The sequence below is a fragment of the Actinacidiphila yanglinensis genome (assembly GCF_900107965.1).
In the GTDB taxonomy this organism is placed as follows: domain Bacteria; phylum Actinomycetota; class Actinomycetes; order Streptomycetales; family Streptomycetaceae; genus Actinacidiphila; species Actinacidiphila yanglinensis.
This window is the reverse complement of record NZ_FNVU01000003.1, coordinates 396,575-411,877: the sequence shown is the minus strand read 5'-3', so window position 1 is coordinate 411,877 and position 15,303 is coordinate 396,575. Positions and strand designations below refer to the sequence as shown.

Annotated in this window: 14 protein-coding genes; 4 read left to right on the top strand and 10 right to left on the bottom strand. The window is 71.7% G+C overall.

Annotated elements, in window-relative coordinates; translation table 11 throughout:
• Nucleotides 1–203 precede the first annotated feature (203 nt).
• Genes pcaDC through C4U44_RS08695 form a run of 6 tightly spaced genes read right to left on the bottom strand, consistent with a single transcriptional unit; the run spans nucleotide 204 to nucleotide 6,415 of the window.
• On the bottom strand, nucleotides 204–1,616 hold the full coding sequence (gene pcaDC, locus C4U44_RS08720; protein ID WP_103885078.1) for a bifunctional 3-oxoadipate enol-lactonase/4-carboxymuconolactone decarboxylase PcaDC: 1,413 nt from the start codon (nucleotides 1,614–1,616) through the stop codon (nucleotides 204–206).
• Between the two features lie 60 nt (nucleotides 1,617–1,676).
• Entirely contained in the window at nucleotides 1,677–2,300 is a 624-nt protein-coding gene (locus tag C4U44_RS08715; protein ID WP_235031916.1) for a hypothetical protein, read from the bottom strand.
• The gene (locus C4U44_RS08710) at nucleotides 2,297–3,445 is read right to left on the bottom strand and encodes an ROK family glucokinase (RefSeq protein WP_103885077.1); all 1,149 of its coding nucleotides are present in this window, start codon (nucleotides 3,443–3,445) and stop codon (nucleotides 2,297–2,299) included. The genes C4U44_RS08715 and C4U44_RS08710 overlap by 4 nt, the downstream gene beginning before the upstream one ends.
• Nucleotides 3,442–4,389 (bottom strand): ATP-binding cassette domain-containing protein, encoded by a 948-nt coding sequence (locus C4U44_RS08705; protein ID WP_407642816.1) that lies wholly within the window; start codon nucleotides 4,387–4,389, stop codon nucleotides 3,442–3,444. Before C4U44_RS08705 ends, C4U44_RS08710 begins: the two co-directional genes overlap by 4 nt.
• Nucleotides 4,389–5,432 carry an ABC transporter permease gene (locus C4U44_RS08700; RefSeq protein ID WP_103885076.1) on the bottom strand — a complete coding sequence of 348 codons (1,044 nt, stop codon included), beginning with the start codon at nucleotides 5,430–5,432 and terminating at the stop codon, nucleotides 4,389–4,391. The genes C4U44_RS08705 and C4U44_RS08700 overlap by 1 nt, the downstream gene beginning before the upstream one ends.
• Nucleotides 5,429–6,415 carry a sugar ABC transporter substrate-binding protein gene (locus C4U44_RS08695; RefSeq protein ID WP_103885075.1) on the bottom strand — a complete coding sequence of 329 codons (987 nt, stop codon included), beginning with the start codon at nucleotides 6,413–6,415 and terminating at the stop codon, nucleotides 5,429–5,431. Before C4U44_RS08695 ends, C4U44_RS08700 begins: the two co-directional genes overlap by 4 nt.
• Before the next feature lie 272 nt (nucleotides 6,416–6,687).
• Here C4U44_RS08695 and C4U44_RS08690 point away from each other — a divergent pair, with 272 nt between their 5' ends.
• Nucleotides 6,688–7,470 carry an arylamine N-acetyltransferase family protein gene (locus C4U44_RS08690; protein WP_103885074.1) on the top strand — a complete coding sequence of 261 codons (783 nt, stop codon included), beginning with the start codon at nucleotides 6,688–6,690 and terminating at the stop codon, nucleotides 7,468–7,470.
• A gap of 24 nt (nucleotides 7,471–7,494) precedes the next feature.
• Here C4U44_RS08690 and aroA read toward each other — a convergent pair whose 3' ends face one another.
• From aroA to C4U44_RS08670, 4 genes are all read right to left on the bottom strand, one after another.
• A complete protein-coding gene (aroA, locus tag C4U44_RS08685) occupies nucleotides 7,495–8,730 on the bottom strand; it encodes a 3-phosphoshikimate 1-carboxyvinyltransferase (RefSeq protein WP_103885073.1) in 1,236 nt (411 codons plus the stop codon).
• Between the two features lie 62 nt (nucleotides 8,731–8,792).
• Entirely contained in the window at nucleotides 8,793–9,416 is a 624-nt protein-coding gene (locus tag C4U44_RS08680; RefSeq protein WP_103885072.1) for a bifunctional 4-hydroxy-2-oxoglutarate aldolase/2-dehydro-3-deoxy-phosphogluconate aldolase, read from the bottom strand.
• 239 nt (nucleotides 9,417–9,655) lie between these two features.
• A complete protein-coding gene (locus C4U44_RS08675) occupies nucleotides 9,656–10,477 on the bottom strand; it encodes an AIM24 family protein (protein WP_103885071.1) in 822 nt (273 codons plus the stop codon).
• 98 nt (nucleotides 10,478–10,575) lie between these two features.
• Nucleotides 10,576–11,946 carry an ROK family transcriptional regulator gene (locus C4U44_RS08670; protein ID WP_103885070.1) on the bottom strand — a complete coding sequence of 457 codons (1,371 nt, stop codon included), beginning with the start codon at nucleotides 11,944–11,946 and terminating at the stop codon, nucleotides 10,576–10,578.
• 148 nt (nucleotides 11,947–12,094) lie between these two features.
• On the opposite strand from C4U44_RS08670, the gene C4U44_RS08665 reads away from it, so the two are divergent.
• The 3 genes from C4U44_RS08665 to C4U44_RS08655 are packed head-to-tail and all read left to right on the top strand — an operon-like array spanning nucleotide 12,095 to nucleotide 15,299.
• Nucleotides 12,095–13,417 carry an ABC transporter substrate-binding protein gene (locus C4U44_RS08665; protein ID WP_103885069.1) on the top strand — a complete coding sequence of 441 codons (1,323 nt, stop codon included), beginning with the start codon at nucleotides 12,095–12,097 and terminating at the stop codon, nucleotides 13,415–13,417.
• A gap of 15 nt (nucleotides 13,418–13,432) precedes the next feature.
• Nucleotides 13,433–14,437 (top strand): carbohydrate ABC transporter permease, encoded by a 1,005-nt coding sequence (locus C4U44_RS08660; protein ID WP_103885068.1) that lies wholly within the window; start codon nucleotides 13,433–13,435, stop codon nucleotides 14,435–14,437.
• Complete coding sequence (locus tag C4U44_RS08655) at nucleotides 14,430–15,299, top strand: carbohydrate ABC transporter permease (protein ID WP_103885067.1); 870 nt, start codon at nucleotides 14,430–14,432, stop codon at nucleotides 15,297–15,299. Before C4U44_RS08660 ends, C4U44_RS08655 begins: the two co-directional genes overlap by 8 nt.
• The last annotated feature ends 4 nt before the right edge of the window (nucleotides 15,300–15,303 follow it).

Here is a 15,303-nt window from a genome sequence, read left to right as displayed (position 1 = left end):
GGACCCTGCGGTCCGGTGGTGGGTGGCTCGCGCAGTTCCCCGCGCCCCTGGGTTTGCGCGGCTCCTTCCGCGAAAAGAGCCTCACCACCAAGGGGCGCGTGGGGGCACCTCCCAGCCGCCAGGCTGGGGGAGAACCGCGCGACAAGCCACCGGCGACCGCAAGGTCCCGTCGTCCACAGGACGGGGCCGCCGGGCGGGTCCGCTCAGGACTTCCCCTTGGGAGCCTCGCGCTCGATGACCGAGCGCGCCCGGTCCACCGCTGCCCGCGCCGCAGGCAATCCGCAATAGACGGACGTCTGCAGCAGCGTCTCCTCTATCTCCGCGGGGGTGAACCCGCCACGCAGAGCCGCGCGGGTGTGGTCGGCGAGGTCGTCCAGCCGGCCGAGCACCGTGAGCGCGGTGAGGGCGACGAAGGTGCGGCTCCGCCGGTCCAGACCGGGGCGGGTCCAGGTCTCGCCCCAGTCCCACCGGGTGGCGAACTCGTCGAACCCGCTGCCGAACGTCTTGGTCCGGGCGACGGCCGCGTCGACCTCGGCCTCGCCGAGCATCTCGCGGCGGATCCGCAGGCCCTCGTCGTACGCGTCGGGCTCGGGCGGCGGAGGCGGCGGGGCGGGCGCGGCGGCGCGCGGCTGCACCGGCGGCGGCGGGGGTACGTACGGCATCGGGACGGACGGGCGGTCGGCCGACCAGGTGGTCTCGAAGTGCCGTACCAGGAGGGTGCCGACGGCCGCGGGCTCCTCGACGGGCGCGAGGTGCCCGGTGCCGGGCACGACGGCGAGCCGCGCGTCGTGGATGCCGGCCACCAGCAGCCGGGCGTCGGCCGGCGGCGTCTCGGTGTCGTCGGCGCCGGCCAGCACCAGGGTGGGCACCGTGATGTGGCCGAGCTGGTCGCGGATGTCGAACGCGGCCAGTGCCTCGCACGCGGCGATGTAGCAGGCGCTGTCGGTGGTCTTCACCATCTGCACGGCCCACTGGGTGATCGCCGGCTGGGTGGTCCGGAAGGGCCCGGTGAACCAGCGCTCGGGGGTGTTGGCGGCGGTGCGGTCCAGGCCGTTGGCGCGGACCACCACGCCGCGCTGCCGCCAGGTGTCGGCGGTGCCGAAGCGGGCGGCGGCGGAGACCAGCGCGAGCGCGGCGACCCGGTCGGGCCGCAGCAGCGCGAGCCGGGCGCCCACGGCCGCCCCCAACTCGCAGCCGGCGTACCCGAAGCTGTCGACCTCCTCGTCGTCGAGGACGGCCAGCAGCCGCCGGGCGAGGTTGTCGACGGTCGAGGCGGGCTCGGCCGGAGCGCCGCCGTGGCCGGGCAGTTCGTACCGCAGGACCCGCCACTGCTTGGTGAGCACCGGCAGTTGCCGGTCCCACATGTGCCAGGTCGAGCCGAGCGCGGGTCCGAGGACCAGCACGGGGGCGTCGTCGGGGCCGTCGAACCGGTACTGCAGCGGCGGCTGCAGGTCGTCCCGTTCGTCGTCCCCGTCGGCTCCGGGGCCGCCGTCGCGGTCGGTTGGGCCGCCGTCGCGGTCGGTTGGGGCGCCGACCGGGCCGGCGTACGGGGAGTACGGGGCCGCGGCGGCGTACGTGCCGAGCCGGTCGGCGGTCTGGTCGGTCGCGTCGCTCATCGCCTCACGCTATCGAGTGAAGGGCGGGACACGGCAGGCGCCTCCCTCTCGGGGTGGCACTCAGCCGCCCCCGAACCCGTGTTGGAAGTTGACGGTGGACACGACATAGACCCGGGGGTGGTCCGGGTTGGTCATGTCGACGGTGATGTCGTGGTCGGGCTTGTCGCCGGGGCGGTGCAGGCTGATGCCGGCCCAGTCGTGCGGGATGGTGAAGTTCCAGCCGGCCGCCTTGGACTGGGCGGCCGTCATGGCCACCTTGCCGTCCTGGAGGTCGGCCCGGCTGGTGCCGATCTGCGCGAGGAAGGTGTCCAGGCCGCCGGTGGTGGTGATGAACTCGGCGTACAGCACGCTGGTGTCCCAGGAGTTGGTCTCCAGGTTGCGGACGTAGCGCGAGCCGACCGGGATCGTCACCTGGTAGATCCGCTGCTGGAGCTGGGTCGGGTACACCTGGGTGAGCTGGCGGCCGGCCAGCTCGTGCCGGACGTCCTCGCCGCTGCCGCGGCTCTGCGCGGCGGAGATCACCACGTAGCCCATCGGCACCAGGACCAGCAGCGGCACGACGGTCCAGCGCACCCAGCGCGGCGGGTTGCGCGGCAGCCGGGGCGCGGCGGCGAACTCGGCCTCGGCCTCCGCGAGGTCGTCCACAGCGGCCGGGTCGGGGCCGCTGTGCTGGGATGTGGTCACGGTTGGGCTGCCTGTCGTCCGAGGGTTCGTCCGTACCGTTCGTACCGCTCCACGCGGCGCCGGTTCGCCCGGCGGAACCGGCGGGCCACCAGCCGCGCCAGGTCCGCCGCGCCCACCATGCCCGCCTCGGGGCCGAGTTCGGCCTTGGCGATACGCGCCTCGGGGCGGTAGCCGCGGCCGGTCAGGGTGCGCCGGAAGGCGTCCCTGGCCGGGGCGATCAGCAGGTCGTCGGCGGCGCTGACCCCGCCGCCGATGACGAAGCAGGACGGGTCCAGCGCGGCGGCGAGGTTGGCGATGCCGACGCCGAGCCACTGGCCGATGTCCTGGAACAGCTCCACGCACATCGGGTCGCCCTCGCGGGCCAGTTCGGTGATCAGCGGCCCGGTGATGTCGCGGACGTTGCCGCCGACCCGCTCGTTGATGCCGTACGCCACCGGCGAGTCGGCGGCGGCCATCTCCCGGGCCTCGCGGACCAGCGCGTTGCCGGAGCTGTACTGCTCCCAGCAGCCGCGGTTGCCGCAGGCGCAGCGGTGCCCGCCGGGCACCACCTGCATGTGGCCGAACTCGCCGGCCACCCCGTAGCGGCCGCGCTTGACGTGGCCGTCCTCCAGGATCGCGCCGCCGATGCCGGTGCCCAGGGTGATCATCACCAGGTCGGCCTCACCGCGGCCGGCGCCGAAGCGCCACTCGGCCCAGGCCGCGGTGTTGGCGTCGTTGTCGACCATGACCGGGACCAGCAGCCGCTCCGAGAGGCGGTCGCGCAGCGGCTCGTCGCGCCAGGCCAGGTGCGGCGCGAACAGCACCCGGGAGCGGTCGGCGTCCACCCAGCCGGCGGCACCGATGCCGACGGCGTGCACGTCGTGCCGCTCGGAGAGGTCGAGCACGAGCTCCACGATGGTGTCCTCGACCACCTTGGGGCTCTTGGACTTGTCGGGCGTCTCGGTGCGCAGCGTCTCCAGGATCTTCCCGTCGGCGTCCACCACCCCCGCCATCACCTTGGTACCGCCGATGTCGATACCCACGGTGGGCACGCGGGGCGCGGTCAGGTGCGAGCGGCGCTCCCTGCGGTCGCGCATGCCCACGCTCTGCCACACGGTGGCACGGGCGGCACCGCCGCGGTAGACGCGTTCACGATTGGCACTCAAGCGGTGGTCTCCGGGTCGGCTGGGTCGGCGTGGGGGGTGGGCTCGGGTGCCGCGGGGGCCGGGGTGGCCGGTGCGGCATCGGACGTGGCGGCGTCCCCATCCATTGTGCCGGTTTTCCGGGACCGGCTCAGCTCGTGGGTCAGCTCGTCGAGCTCGCTGCCGCCGGCCATCTCGCGGGTCAGCCCGTCCAGCGTAATGTCCTCCTTCAGGTGGCTGCCGGACATCGCGCCCCGCTTGAGCAGGACGAAACGGTCACCGACCAGGTACGCGTGGTGCGGGTTGTGCGTGATGAGCACCACACCCAGACCGGCGTCGCGGGCCGCGGCCACGTACTTCAGCACCATCCCGGACTGCTTCACGCCCAGCGCGGCGGTCGGCTCGTCCAGCACCAGGACCTTCGCGCCGAAGTGGACCGCGCGCGCGATCGCCACGCACTGGCGTTCGCCACCCGACAGGGTGCCGATCGCCTGGTCGACGTCCCGCAGGTCGATGCCCATCCGCAGCAGCGCCTGGTGGGTGGTGGCACGCATCTGGGCCACGTCCAGGCGGCGCAGCGGGCCGCGTCCCCTGGTCGGCTCGGAGCCGAGGAAGAAGTTCCGCCACACCGGCATCAGCGGCACCACGGCCAGGTCCTGGTAGACCGTGGCGATGCCGCGGTCCAGCGCCTGCCGCGGCGAGCTGTGCCGCACCTGCTCGCCCTCGATCGTGTAGCCGCCCGCGTCGTGCGGATGCAGGCCGGCGATGATCTTGATGAGGGTGGACTTGCCCGCGCCGTTGTCCCCGAGCACGCAGGTGATCTCCCCGGCGTGCACCTCCAGCGACACGTCGCGCAGCGCGCGGACGTTCCCGTAGGACTTGCTGACGCCGGTGAGCGCCACCAGGGGGTCGGGCGTGTCGCCTGACGGGCCGGGGGTGCCGCTCGCGTCGTTCCCGTCCACCGTGATCACTTGCTCGCCTCCGCCCGCTTGCGCACCCACGCGTTGAGCAGGGTGGCGAGCAGCAGCATCGCCCCCAGGAAGAACTGGAACCAGTCCGGGTTCCACTGCGCGTACACGATGCCCTTGCTCGCCATGCCGAAGATGAACGCGCCGACGGCCGATCCGATCGCGCTGCCGTAGCCGCCGGTCATCAGGCAGCCGCCGATCACGGCCGCGATGATGTAGAGGAACTCGTTGCCGACGCCCTCGCCCGACTGCACCACGTCGAACGAGAAGAGCAGGTGCTGCCCGGAGATCCACGCGCAGAACGCCACTGCCATGTACAGGCCGACCTTGGTACGGGCCACGGGCACGCCGACCGCGCGCGCCGCGTCCGCGTTGCCGCCCGCGGCGAAGATCCAGTTGCCGGCCCGGGTGCGCAGCAGTACCCAGGTGGCGACGACCACCAGGCCCAGCCACCACAGGATGGTCACCTGGAGGTCCACCGAGCCGACCGTCCAGTGCGAGGCGAACAGGTCGCGGCAGGTCGGGAAGCCCTGCATGTCGCTGATCGACTTGGTCGCGACGGTGCCGCTGATCAGCTTGGTCAGGCCGAGGTTGAGACCGGTGAGCATCAGGAACGTGCCGAGCGTGATGATGAAGCTCGGCAGCTTGGTGCGCACCAGCATGATCCCGTTGAACGCGCCCAGCGCCAGCGTCACCAGCAGCGACACCCCGACGCCGACCCAGGTGTTCGCGGTCATCTGGAAGCTGAACATCGAGGAGACCAGCGCGGAGCTGGTCACCATCACGCCCGCGGACAGGTCGAACTCGCCGCCGATCATCAGCAGCGCCACCGGCACCGCCATGATGCCGATCGTGGACGACGCGTACAGCACGGTGCCCATGCTGGAGGCGCGCAGGAAGGAGTCGGCGACGACCGAGAAGAACAGGAACACCGCGGCCGCGCCGACCACCGCGCCCAGTTCGGGCCGGCCGAGCAGCCGGCGCGCCACGGATCTGGGCGCCAGCCGCTCGTCACCGGTGCCGATCACGTCCAGGGCGCTCATCGGGTGCCCCGCTTGGTGTACGCCAGCAGGGCGTCCGCGTCCGACTTCGTGACGATCTGCGGGCCGGTGAGCACCGGCTGCCCGCCGCCGAGGGTGTCCTTGTTGTAGCGGTACAGCCACAGCAGGTCGATCGCCTCGTAGCCCTGCAGGTAGGGCTGCTGGTCGACGGCGAAGCCGATGGTGCCGTCCTGGAGCGAACCGGCCACCTGCGCGTTGAGGTCGAAGGTGTCGATCTCCGCCTTGGAGCCCGCCTGCTGCTTGGCCTTCGCGGCGGTCGCGGCGAACGGGGCGCCCAGCGTCACCACCGCGTCGATCGACGGGTCGGACTGCAGCTTGGCCTCGACCGCGGACTGCACGTCGGGCATGTTCGTGCCGTCGACGTAGAGCTTGTCCATGGTGCCGTGGAAGTGCGCCTTGGCACCCGCGCAGCGCTGCTCCAGACCGACGTTGCCCTGCTCGTGCAGCACGCACAGGGCGTGCTTGCGGCCGCGCTGGTTCAGCTCGTCGCCGACGGCGTTGCCCGCGACGGTCTCGTCCTGCCCGATGTGGGTCAGCGCGCCGAACTGCTTGGACTGCTCGGCACCGGAGTTGACCGTGATCACCGGAATGCCCGCCTTCTCCGCCTTCGCCACCACCGCCTTCATGGCGTCCGGCTTCGCCAGGGTGACGATCAGGCCGTCGACGTGCTCGTCGATCGCGGCCTGCACCAGCTGCGCCTGCTGGTCGCCCTGGTCGCTGTTGGAGTAGAGGAACTTGATGTTGTCCTTCTGGGCCGCCTGCTTCGCGCCGCTCTGCACGATGTCCCAGAAGGTGTCGCCGGCGCCGGAGTGGGTCACCATGGCGAACGTCCAGTGCGGGGTGTTCACCGCGGAGCCGTTGGCGGCGAGTTGCTTCGCCCGGTCCTCCGCGCGCTTGCCGCCCGTGGCGCTGCACCCGGCCAGGGCCGCCGCCGCGAGTGCCGCCGCGAGCACCGCCCCGACCACCCGACGTGTCCTTCGTTTCCCCCCGCGGTCGCCGCGGTCGCGTCCCGCCCTTGCCTCCGCCACGTGGCCCTGCCTTTCGCTACGATCCTTGGTGCAGCCGGGATGAAAGTGCTGCGTGTGACCCTCCCGGCGGCCCCAGTATCCGTCAAGCCTTCGCGCGTCCCGACCGCACCCGGGTGACGGCCGGCCCGCACCGCCTACGTCCCGGGTACCGGTCGAAGCCCGACTCCGGGAGGATGACGCCGGGGCACGCCGTGGGGGATAACGGGGGCATGGACGAACAGCGGGCCGCGGCCTACCTCCGGCGGATCGGCGCCGCACGACCGGACCGCCCCGACCCGGCCGCCCTGCGCGCGCTGCACCTCGCCCACCTGCGCGCGGTGCCGTTCGAGAACCTCTCGGTCCACCTCGGCGAGGACATCGTGCTGGCGCCCGAACCGCTGGTGGCCAAGATCGTGGATGCCCGGCGCGGCGGCTTCTGCTACGAACTCAACGGCGCCTTCGCCGTGTTGCTGCGCACGCTCGGGTACGACGTGGAGCTGCTGGCCTGCCGGTCCTTCGGAGAGGGCGGCGCGCTCGGCCCGCCCTTCGACCACATGGCGCTGCGGGTGCGCACCGGGGACGGCGCCGCCTGGCTGGCGGACGTCGGCTTCGGCCGGCACAGCCACTTCCCGCTCGCCCTGGACAGCCGGGCCGAACAGCGCGAGCCCGGCGGCGTGTTCCGGATACGGCCGGCGTCGGGCGGCGACGTGGACGTGCTGCGCGACGGGCAGCCGCAGTACCGCGTCGAGCAGCGTGCCCGCGCGCTCGACGACTTCACCGCCACCTGCTGGTGGCAGCGCACCTCACCGCTGTCGCACTTCCGGCAGTCCCTGGTGTGCTCCCGGCTGACCGCCGACGGCCGGGTCACCCTCAGCGGACGCACCCTGGTGAGCACCGCCGGCGGCTCCCGCCGGGAGCGCGAACTGCCCGGCCCCGCCGAGGTGCTGGCCGCCTACCGGGAGCACTTCGGCATCGCGCTGGACAGCGAGCCGGCCCTGGCCGCCGCACCGTAGAACGGCCCCGGGCGGCCGGCCTCCTCAGACGTCCCAGGTACGGCGCAACTCGGCGAAGAACGCGTGGAACCCGGGGAAGGTCTTCTTCACGCACCCCGGGTCGTCGAAGGTCGTTCCCGGCGTGCGCAGGCCCGCGACGGCGAAGCTCATCGCGATGCGGTGGTCGCCATGGCAGGCGATCTCGACCGGCTTCGGGGTGCCCGGCCGGATCTCGATCCAGTCCCGGCCGGTGGCGACCTCGACGCCCTGCGCCCGCAGGTTCTCCGCGCACGCCTCCAGCCGGTCGCACTCCTTGACGCGGGTGTTGTAGACGTCCTCGATCCGGACCGGGCCGTCCGCGAAGGGCGCGAGGGCGGCCAGGGTGGGCATCGTGTCGGAGATGTCCCGCATGTTCACCGTCACGCCGGACAGCCGCCCCGTGCCGGTGACGGTGGTGGCATCGGCGGTGGTGCGCACCTGCGCGCCCATCCGGCGCAGCACGTCCACGAACCGCAGATCGCCCTGCATGGTGCCGCTGCCCAGGCCCGGTACGGTCGCCGTGCGGCCGGCCAGGGCGGCCGCGGCGAAGACGTAGCTCGCGGTGGAGGCGTCCGGCTCGATCGGGTAGTCCTGCGCCTGGTAACCGCCGGGCGGCACCACGAAGGTGTCGCCGTCACGGGCCACCTCGACGCCGAACCGCCGCATCATCGCCAGGGTGATCTCGACGTACGGCACCGAGACGATGCCGGTCACCCTGATCCGCAGGCCCTCGGCGGTGAGCGGGCCGACCAGCAGCAGCGCGGTGAGGAACTGCGAGGACAGGCTCGCGTCGAGGTCGATCGCGCCGCCCTTGATGCCGCGCGCCGCCACCCGCAGCGGCAGCCGGCCGTCCTCCTCCTCGTGCACCAGGTCCACGCCGAGCGCACGCAGCGCCTCGGTCAGCGGCGCGACCGGCCGGCGGCGCATCTGCGCGGAGGCGTCGAAGCGGAACGTGCCCTGGCCGGCCGCCGCGAGCGCGGGCAGGAACCGGGAGGCGGTGGCCGCGTCCCGGGTGAAGACCTCGGCCTGGGCGGCGGGCGGTCCGGCCGGGCTGCCGGTGATGCGCCACGCGCCGTCGTCGCGCCGCACGTCGTAGCCGAGCCGGGTCAGCCCCTCGGCGAACCCGTCGGTGTCGTCGGACAGCAGCGGGTCGCGCAGCACGGTCACCCCGTCCGCGGCGGCGGCCAGGAACAGCGCGCGGGCGGTCACGGACTTCGAGCCGGGCACGGAGAGTACGGTCACCCGCCGGATTCTACGGGGCCGTTCGGTGCCCGACCGGGCCCGGCCCGGGCGCGGGGCGGCGGTCAGCCGGTGTCGGCGAGCCGCTCGAGGAGTTCGGTCAGGCGCTTGGTGACGGTGGCGCGGTCGCCGTCGGTCAGCGCCGAGCCCATGCCGACCGCGACCGCGCCGGCCGCGACCCAGTCGGGCGCCGCGCTGACCGTGATACCGCCTGTGGGCAGCAGCGCGGCCTGCGGAATGATCGCGCGGACGTCCACCACCCAGTCGGGGCTGAAGGCGGTGGCCGGGTAGAGGGTGAGCGCGTCGGCGCCGAGTTCCATCGCGCGCACCGCCTCGGTGGGGGTGGCGACACCGGGGAAGACCGGCACGCCGTACCGGTGGCCGGTGCGCAGCACCTCCTCGTCGAGGTTGGGCGACAGCAGGAAGCGGGCGCCGGCCTCGATCGCCATCCGCGCGGAGGAGCCGTCGAGCACGGTGCCCGCGCCGATCACCGCGTCGTCGCCCACCTCGCGCACCAGGGTGGTGACGGCTTCCAGGGCGAACGGCGTGGTGAGGGAGATCTCCAGGGTGGTCAGCCCGGCCGACAGCAGCGTGTCCGCGGTGGCGGCGGCCTGGTCGTAACTCTCGCTGCGGATGGTGGCGAATACCCGCTGGGCCAGTGCGGCCCGGGTGATCTCCCAGCGGAACACGGCAGTCGGTCCACCTTCCTGGTGGGCGCCGCGCGGATCGTACGGCACCTGCGGGATACACGTGTTCAGCACGTTACCCGCCGTGCGGGGGCCCGGTGCCCGGGGGCGGCGGAGCTGTCACCGCACCGTGACATGAGAGGAGCATGAGACCCCCGGTGCGCGCCCGGCGGCCTGCGCGAACGGGGCTCCGGGGGGCTCCTGCACGGACGGACCGCCCGGCGGAGCCCCGCGGGCGCCGCTCAGCCGACGTGCGTGGAGAACATGCCGCCGGTCGGGCCCTGCTTGTCGCCGCCCTGCGCCTTCTTCAGCGCGTTGGCCAGCCCCTCGATGGTCATGGACTGGAGGATGACCTGCCCGTTGCCCTCCAAGGTGGCCAACGACAGCCCCTCGCCGCCGAAGACGGCGTTCATGATGCCCTGGCGGTTCAGGCCGCCGATGCGCTGCACGCCGTACTGGATGCCCTCCTCGAAGGCGACGATGCAGCCGGTGTCGACCTCGATCCGGCCGCCGAAGTCGGCGGGGTTGAGGTCGATGAAGTTGCCCGCACCGGCGATGATCACGGTGCCGGTGCCGGTGAACTTCTCCAGGATGAAGCCCTCGCCGCCGCTCATGCCCTGCCGGCCGCCGGCGAACGCGATGCCGAACCGCACGCTCTCCTCGGCCGCGACGAAGGCGTCCTTCTCGGCGAACCAGGCGCGCGAGCCGTTGAGTTCGAGGGCGCGCATCTCGCCGGGGAGCACCCCGGCGAAGCCGACGGTGCCCTCGCCGCCCGCGGCGGTGAAGTACTGGAACGCGAGCGACTCACCGGCCAGGGCACGCTGGCCGACCTGCATCGCGGTGCCCATCGCCTGTCGCAGCAGGCCCCCCATGCCGCCGCCCTGCCCGCCGGGGCCGCCACCCTGGCGCGGGGCGCTGCCGGGGCCGCCGAGGCGGGTCTCCATGCTGACGTTGGCGGTCTTGAAGAGGAACTTCCCCGCCTCGCAGTACACCGTCTGCCCGGGCTTGAGCGTGCAGACGGCCATCTGCATGGCGTTGCCGACGATCTGCTGCTGGAGGGTCATGGGCGGGCTCCTGAAGGGCGTGCTGGCGCATCATAGGGGGACAAGAAGTGAGGAATCCGGCATTCCGGACCACTCGTGGCGCTTTGCGCACCGACCGGTCAACGTACCGCCCGCGCGATTCGGTTCCGCACCGGATCCCCGGACCCGGAACCGGAACGTGACCCGCCGCCCCCCGCGCCGCCCGTCTCCTCACCCGCGCCCGGTCCCGCCGCGTCGCCCTCCCCGGCCGGCCGCTGCGCCGGCAGCCGCGGCGGGCGCTCGCCGCCGGTGTCGAGGAAGCGGGCGAGCGGCAGGGTCGCCGCGCCCACCGTGACCGCGTCCGCGCCCAGTCGGCCCAGTTCGATCGACGTCTGCGCGCACGGGTGGTGCAGCGAGTACGCGGCGGCCACCTCCCGCACCGACGGCAGCAGCCGCGGCCCGAGCAGCAGCCCGGCCCATCCGCCGAGCACGATCCGCTGCGGGTTGAACAGGTTGATCAGGTCGGCGATGCCCGCGCCCAGGTACTCCGCGGCCTCCGCGAGCAGCGCCGCCACCTGCGGGTCGTCGTCGCCGGCGGCCAGCAGCGCGGCGAGCGCGGTCTCCTCGCTGACCCCCTGCGGCGCGTCCGGCCAGCGGCCCAGCAGCGCCTCCGCGCCGACGTACGCCTCCAGGCAGCCGCGTGAACCGCACCGGCAGGTCCGGCCGCCGACCCGCAGCGTGGTGTGCCCCCACTCCCCCGCGCTGCTGCTCGCGCCGTGGTACGGCCGGCCGTCGGCGACCACGCAGGCGCCGACGCCGGAGCCGATCAGGGCGATCACCACGTTGCCCGAGCCGCGCCCGCCGCCGAACCACATCTCGGCCTGGCCCAGGGTCTTGGCACCGTTGTCGATGAACAGCGGCAGGTCGGTGCCGGCCCGCAGCAGCCGGCCCAGCGGCACCGCGTCCCAGCCGATGGTCTGGCCGTGCACCACGATGCCGTGGCCCTCGCCGGGCGCGGTCTCCCGCGGGTCGCCCTGCTCGACGATCCCGGGCACGCCGATGCCGACGCCCAGCACCTCGCGGTCGTCGATGCCGGCCTCGCGCACCACGGCCTCGATGCCCTCCAGGGCGAGCCGCACCACCAGGTCCACGTCGTGCCCGCTGTCGGACAACGGCAGGTCCGCGGAGGCGAGTTCGGTCAGTGCGAGGTCGAACAGCTCCACCCGCACCCGGGTCTCGCCGACGTCCACGCCGACCAGATAGCCGTATCCCGGGGCGACTTGGAGCAGGATGCGCGGGCGCCCGCCGTCGGACTCGACGGCACCCGCCTCCTCGACCATGCCGTCCGCGATCAACTCTCCAACGACGTTGCTGATCGAACCGGCGCTGAGGCCGGTGTCCCGGCCCAGCTCCTGCCGGCTGAGGGGGCCTTCGAAATACAAATGACGCAGAAGCGATGCACGGTTGCCGCGCCGCAGGTCACGCACTGTGCGCCTGGCCCGCTCAGCCATCTGGACTCCCTCCTGGCCCGCCCCGCTGGAACCTATCGCTGCACGGGGTCTTGACGCCACCTTTTCTCACAAGTTAAATCACGGCCTGAATTAAGGCACAGGCGCTGTTCACTTCCTGAAGCGATCCCACCCCTGAGAGGGAACCGTTATGCGCACCAACAGAGTCATCGCGGCCACCGCCCTCGTGGCCGCGCTCGGCCTGACCGCCACTGCGTGTGGTGGCGGTTCCAGCGACGACAGCAGCGGCAAGAGCGGCGGCAGCGACAAGGGCGTCACGCTCACGTACTGGGCGAGCAACCAGGGCACCAGCCTGGACAACGACAAGCAGGTGCTCACCCCCGAGCTGCAGAAGTTCCAGCAGCAGACCGGGATCAAGGTCAAGCTCGAGGTCGTCGGCTGGGCGGACCTGCTCAACCGCATCCTGGCGGCCACCACCTCCGGCGACGGCCCGGACGTGCTCAACATCGGCAACACCTGGTCCGCCTCCCTCCAGGCCACCGGCGCCCTGCTGCCGTTCGACAGCACCAACTTCACCGCCATCGGCGGCCAGGACCGCTTCGCGAAGTCGGCCATCGAAGCCGCCGGTGCGGCCGGCAAGGACCCGGCCGCGGTGCCGCTGTACTCGATGGCCTACGGCCTGTACTACAACAAGCAGATGTTCGCCGCCGCGGGTCTGCAGCCGCCGAAGACGTGGGCCGAGCTGGACACCGACGCCAAGAAGCTCACCAAGGGCAACGTGCACGGCATCGCGGTCGAGGGCAGCAACGGCTCGGAGAACATCCACCACGCCTTCGTGCTCGCCAAGCAGCGCGGCTCGGACTGGTTCGACTCGTCCGGCAAACCGACCTTCACCACCGACGCCAACGTCGCGGCCGTCAAGCAGTACGTCGACTTCATCGCCGACGGCGAGGCCGCCAAGGGCGACGCGGAGTACGACCAGAACCAGACCATCACCGACTTCGCCACCGGCAAGGCCGCGATGATGATGTGGCAGTCCGCCGCGACCTCGATCAAGTCGCACGGCATGAGCCCCGACCAGTACGGCGTGGTGCCGGTGCCGACCGCCACCGAGGGCGCGACCGGTGACGCGGGCATCACCTCCATGGTGGCCGGCATCAACATGGCGGTCTTCAAGAGCACCAAGCACCAGTCCGCGGCGCTGAAGTTCGTGAAGTTCATGACCAGCACGCCGGAGCAGAAGATCCTCAACAAGGCCTACGGCTCGATCCCGCCGGTGACCGAGGCACAGAGCGACCCCGCCTTCCAGACGGCCGACCTGAAGACCCTCTCGAGCGTCCTCGCGAACTCCGCGTCCCCGCTCCCGCAGGTGCCCAACGAGAGCCAGTTCGAGACCACGGTGGGTACCGCGATCAAGGACCTGTTCGCCGACGCCGCCAGTGGCAAGTCCGTGACGACCGACTCCGTCAAGGCCGCGCTGCAAAAGGCGCAGTCGCAGATGCCCGCGTCCTAAGGATCGGCTCTCCCCATGACTGCCACCGCCCCTCCCAGGAACGCCCCCGAGGCCGGTCCCGACAGCGGCAAGTCCGCTGGCCGGGGCCGGCTCCGGCCGCGTATCCCCGCACGGCTGCGCCAAGGCGGCCTGCCGTACCTGCTCCTGCTCCCCGCCGTCCTGCTCGAACTGCTGATCCACATCGTGCCGATGGTCTTCGGCATCCTGATCAGCTTCAAGAGCCTGACGCTCTTCTACATCCGCAACTGGAGCACCGCCCCCTGGTCGGGCTTCGACAACTACAAGATCGCGGTCAAGATCCACCAGCCGATCGGCCAGGCTCTGCTGCACTCGTTCTGGGTGACGCTGGAGTTCACGGTGCTGTCGGTCGGCCTGTCGTGGCTGATCGGCACCGCCGCGGCGATCCTGATGCAGGAGAGCTTCCGCGGCCGGGCCGTGATGCGCGCGATCTTCCTGATCCCGTACGCCCTGCCGGTGTACGCGACGGTGATCACCTGGACGTTCATGTTCCAGCAGAACACCGGCCTGGTGAACCACGTCCTGCACGACCAGCTGCACCTGACGTCCGACAAGTCGTTCTGGCTGATCGGCAGCAACAGCTTCTGGGCGCTGGTGATCGTCTCGGTCTGGAAGTCCTGGCCGTTCGCCTTCCTGGCGCTGATGGCCGGCCTGCAGAACATCCCGCGCGAGCTCTACGAGGCCGCCGCGATGGACGGCGCCGGCGTCTGGCAGCAGATCAGGAAGATCACCATGCCGTCGCTGCGCCCGGTGAACCAGGTGCTCGTGCTGGTGCTGTTCCTCTGGACGTTCAACGACTTCAACACGCCCTTCGTGCTGTTCGGGCCGTCGGCGCCGCACCAGGCCGACCTGATATCGATCCACATCTACCAGTCGTCGTTCATCACCTGGAACTTCGGCGAGGGCTCGGCGATGTCCGTGCTCCTGCTGCTGTTCCTGCTCCTGGTCACGGCGGTCTACCTGCTGATCACGTCCCGGAAGCGAGGCGACGCCGATGCCTAGGTTCCCCACCCAGCCATCGCCCATGGCCCAGCCGAAGTCCTTCATCTGGACCCGGCGGATCGTGCTGACCCTGCTGCTGGTCTTCGTGCTCATCCCCGTCTACGTGATGCTGAGCTCATCGCTGAAGAGCCTGTCGGACGTGCAGGGTTCCTTCCAGTGGATACCCACGCACATCACGGTCAAGCCGTACGTGGACATCTGGAAGACGATCCCGCTCGCGCACTACTTCGTGAACTCGCTGATCGTATCGGTGAGCGCGACGCTGCTCTCGGTCGCGGTGGCGATCTTCGCCTCGTACGGCGTGAGCCGGTACCGCTTCGCCGGGCGCCGGGTCTTCACGGTCACGGTGCTGTCCACCCAGATGTTCCCCGGCATCCTCTTCCTGCTGCCGCTGTACCTGATCTTCGTCAACATCGGGAACTCCACCGGCATCACGCTCAACGGCAGCCGGCTCGGGCTGATCATCACCTACCTCACCTTCTCGCTGCCGTTCTCCATCTGGATGCTCGTCGGCTACTTCGACTCGATCCCGCGGGACCTGGACGAGGCGGCGAAGGTGGACGGCTGCGGGCCGATGGGCGCGCTGTTCCGGGTGGTGGTGCCGGCCGCCATCCCGGGCATCGTGGCGGTGTGCGTCTACGCGTTCATGACGGCGTGGGGCGAAGTGCTCTTCGCGTCGGTCATGACCAACGAGAGCACCAGGACACTTGCCGTGGGCCTGCGCGAGTACGCCACCCAGAACGACGTGTACTGGAACCAGGTCATGGCCGCCTCGCTCGTGGTGAGCGTTCCCGTGGTCGCCGGATTCCTGCTTCTTCAGCGTTACTTGGTGGCCGGGCTGACCGCCGGCGCCGTCAAGTGACCCC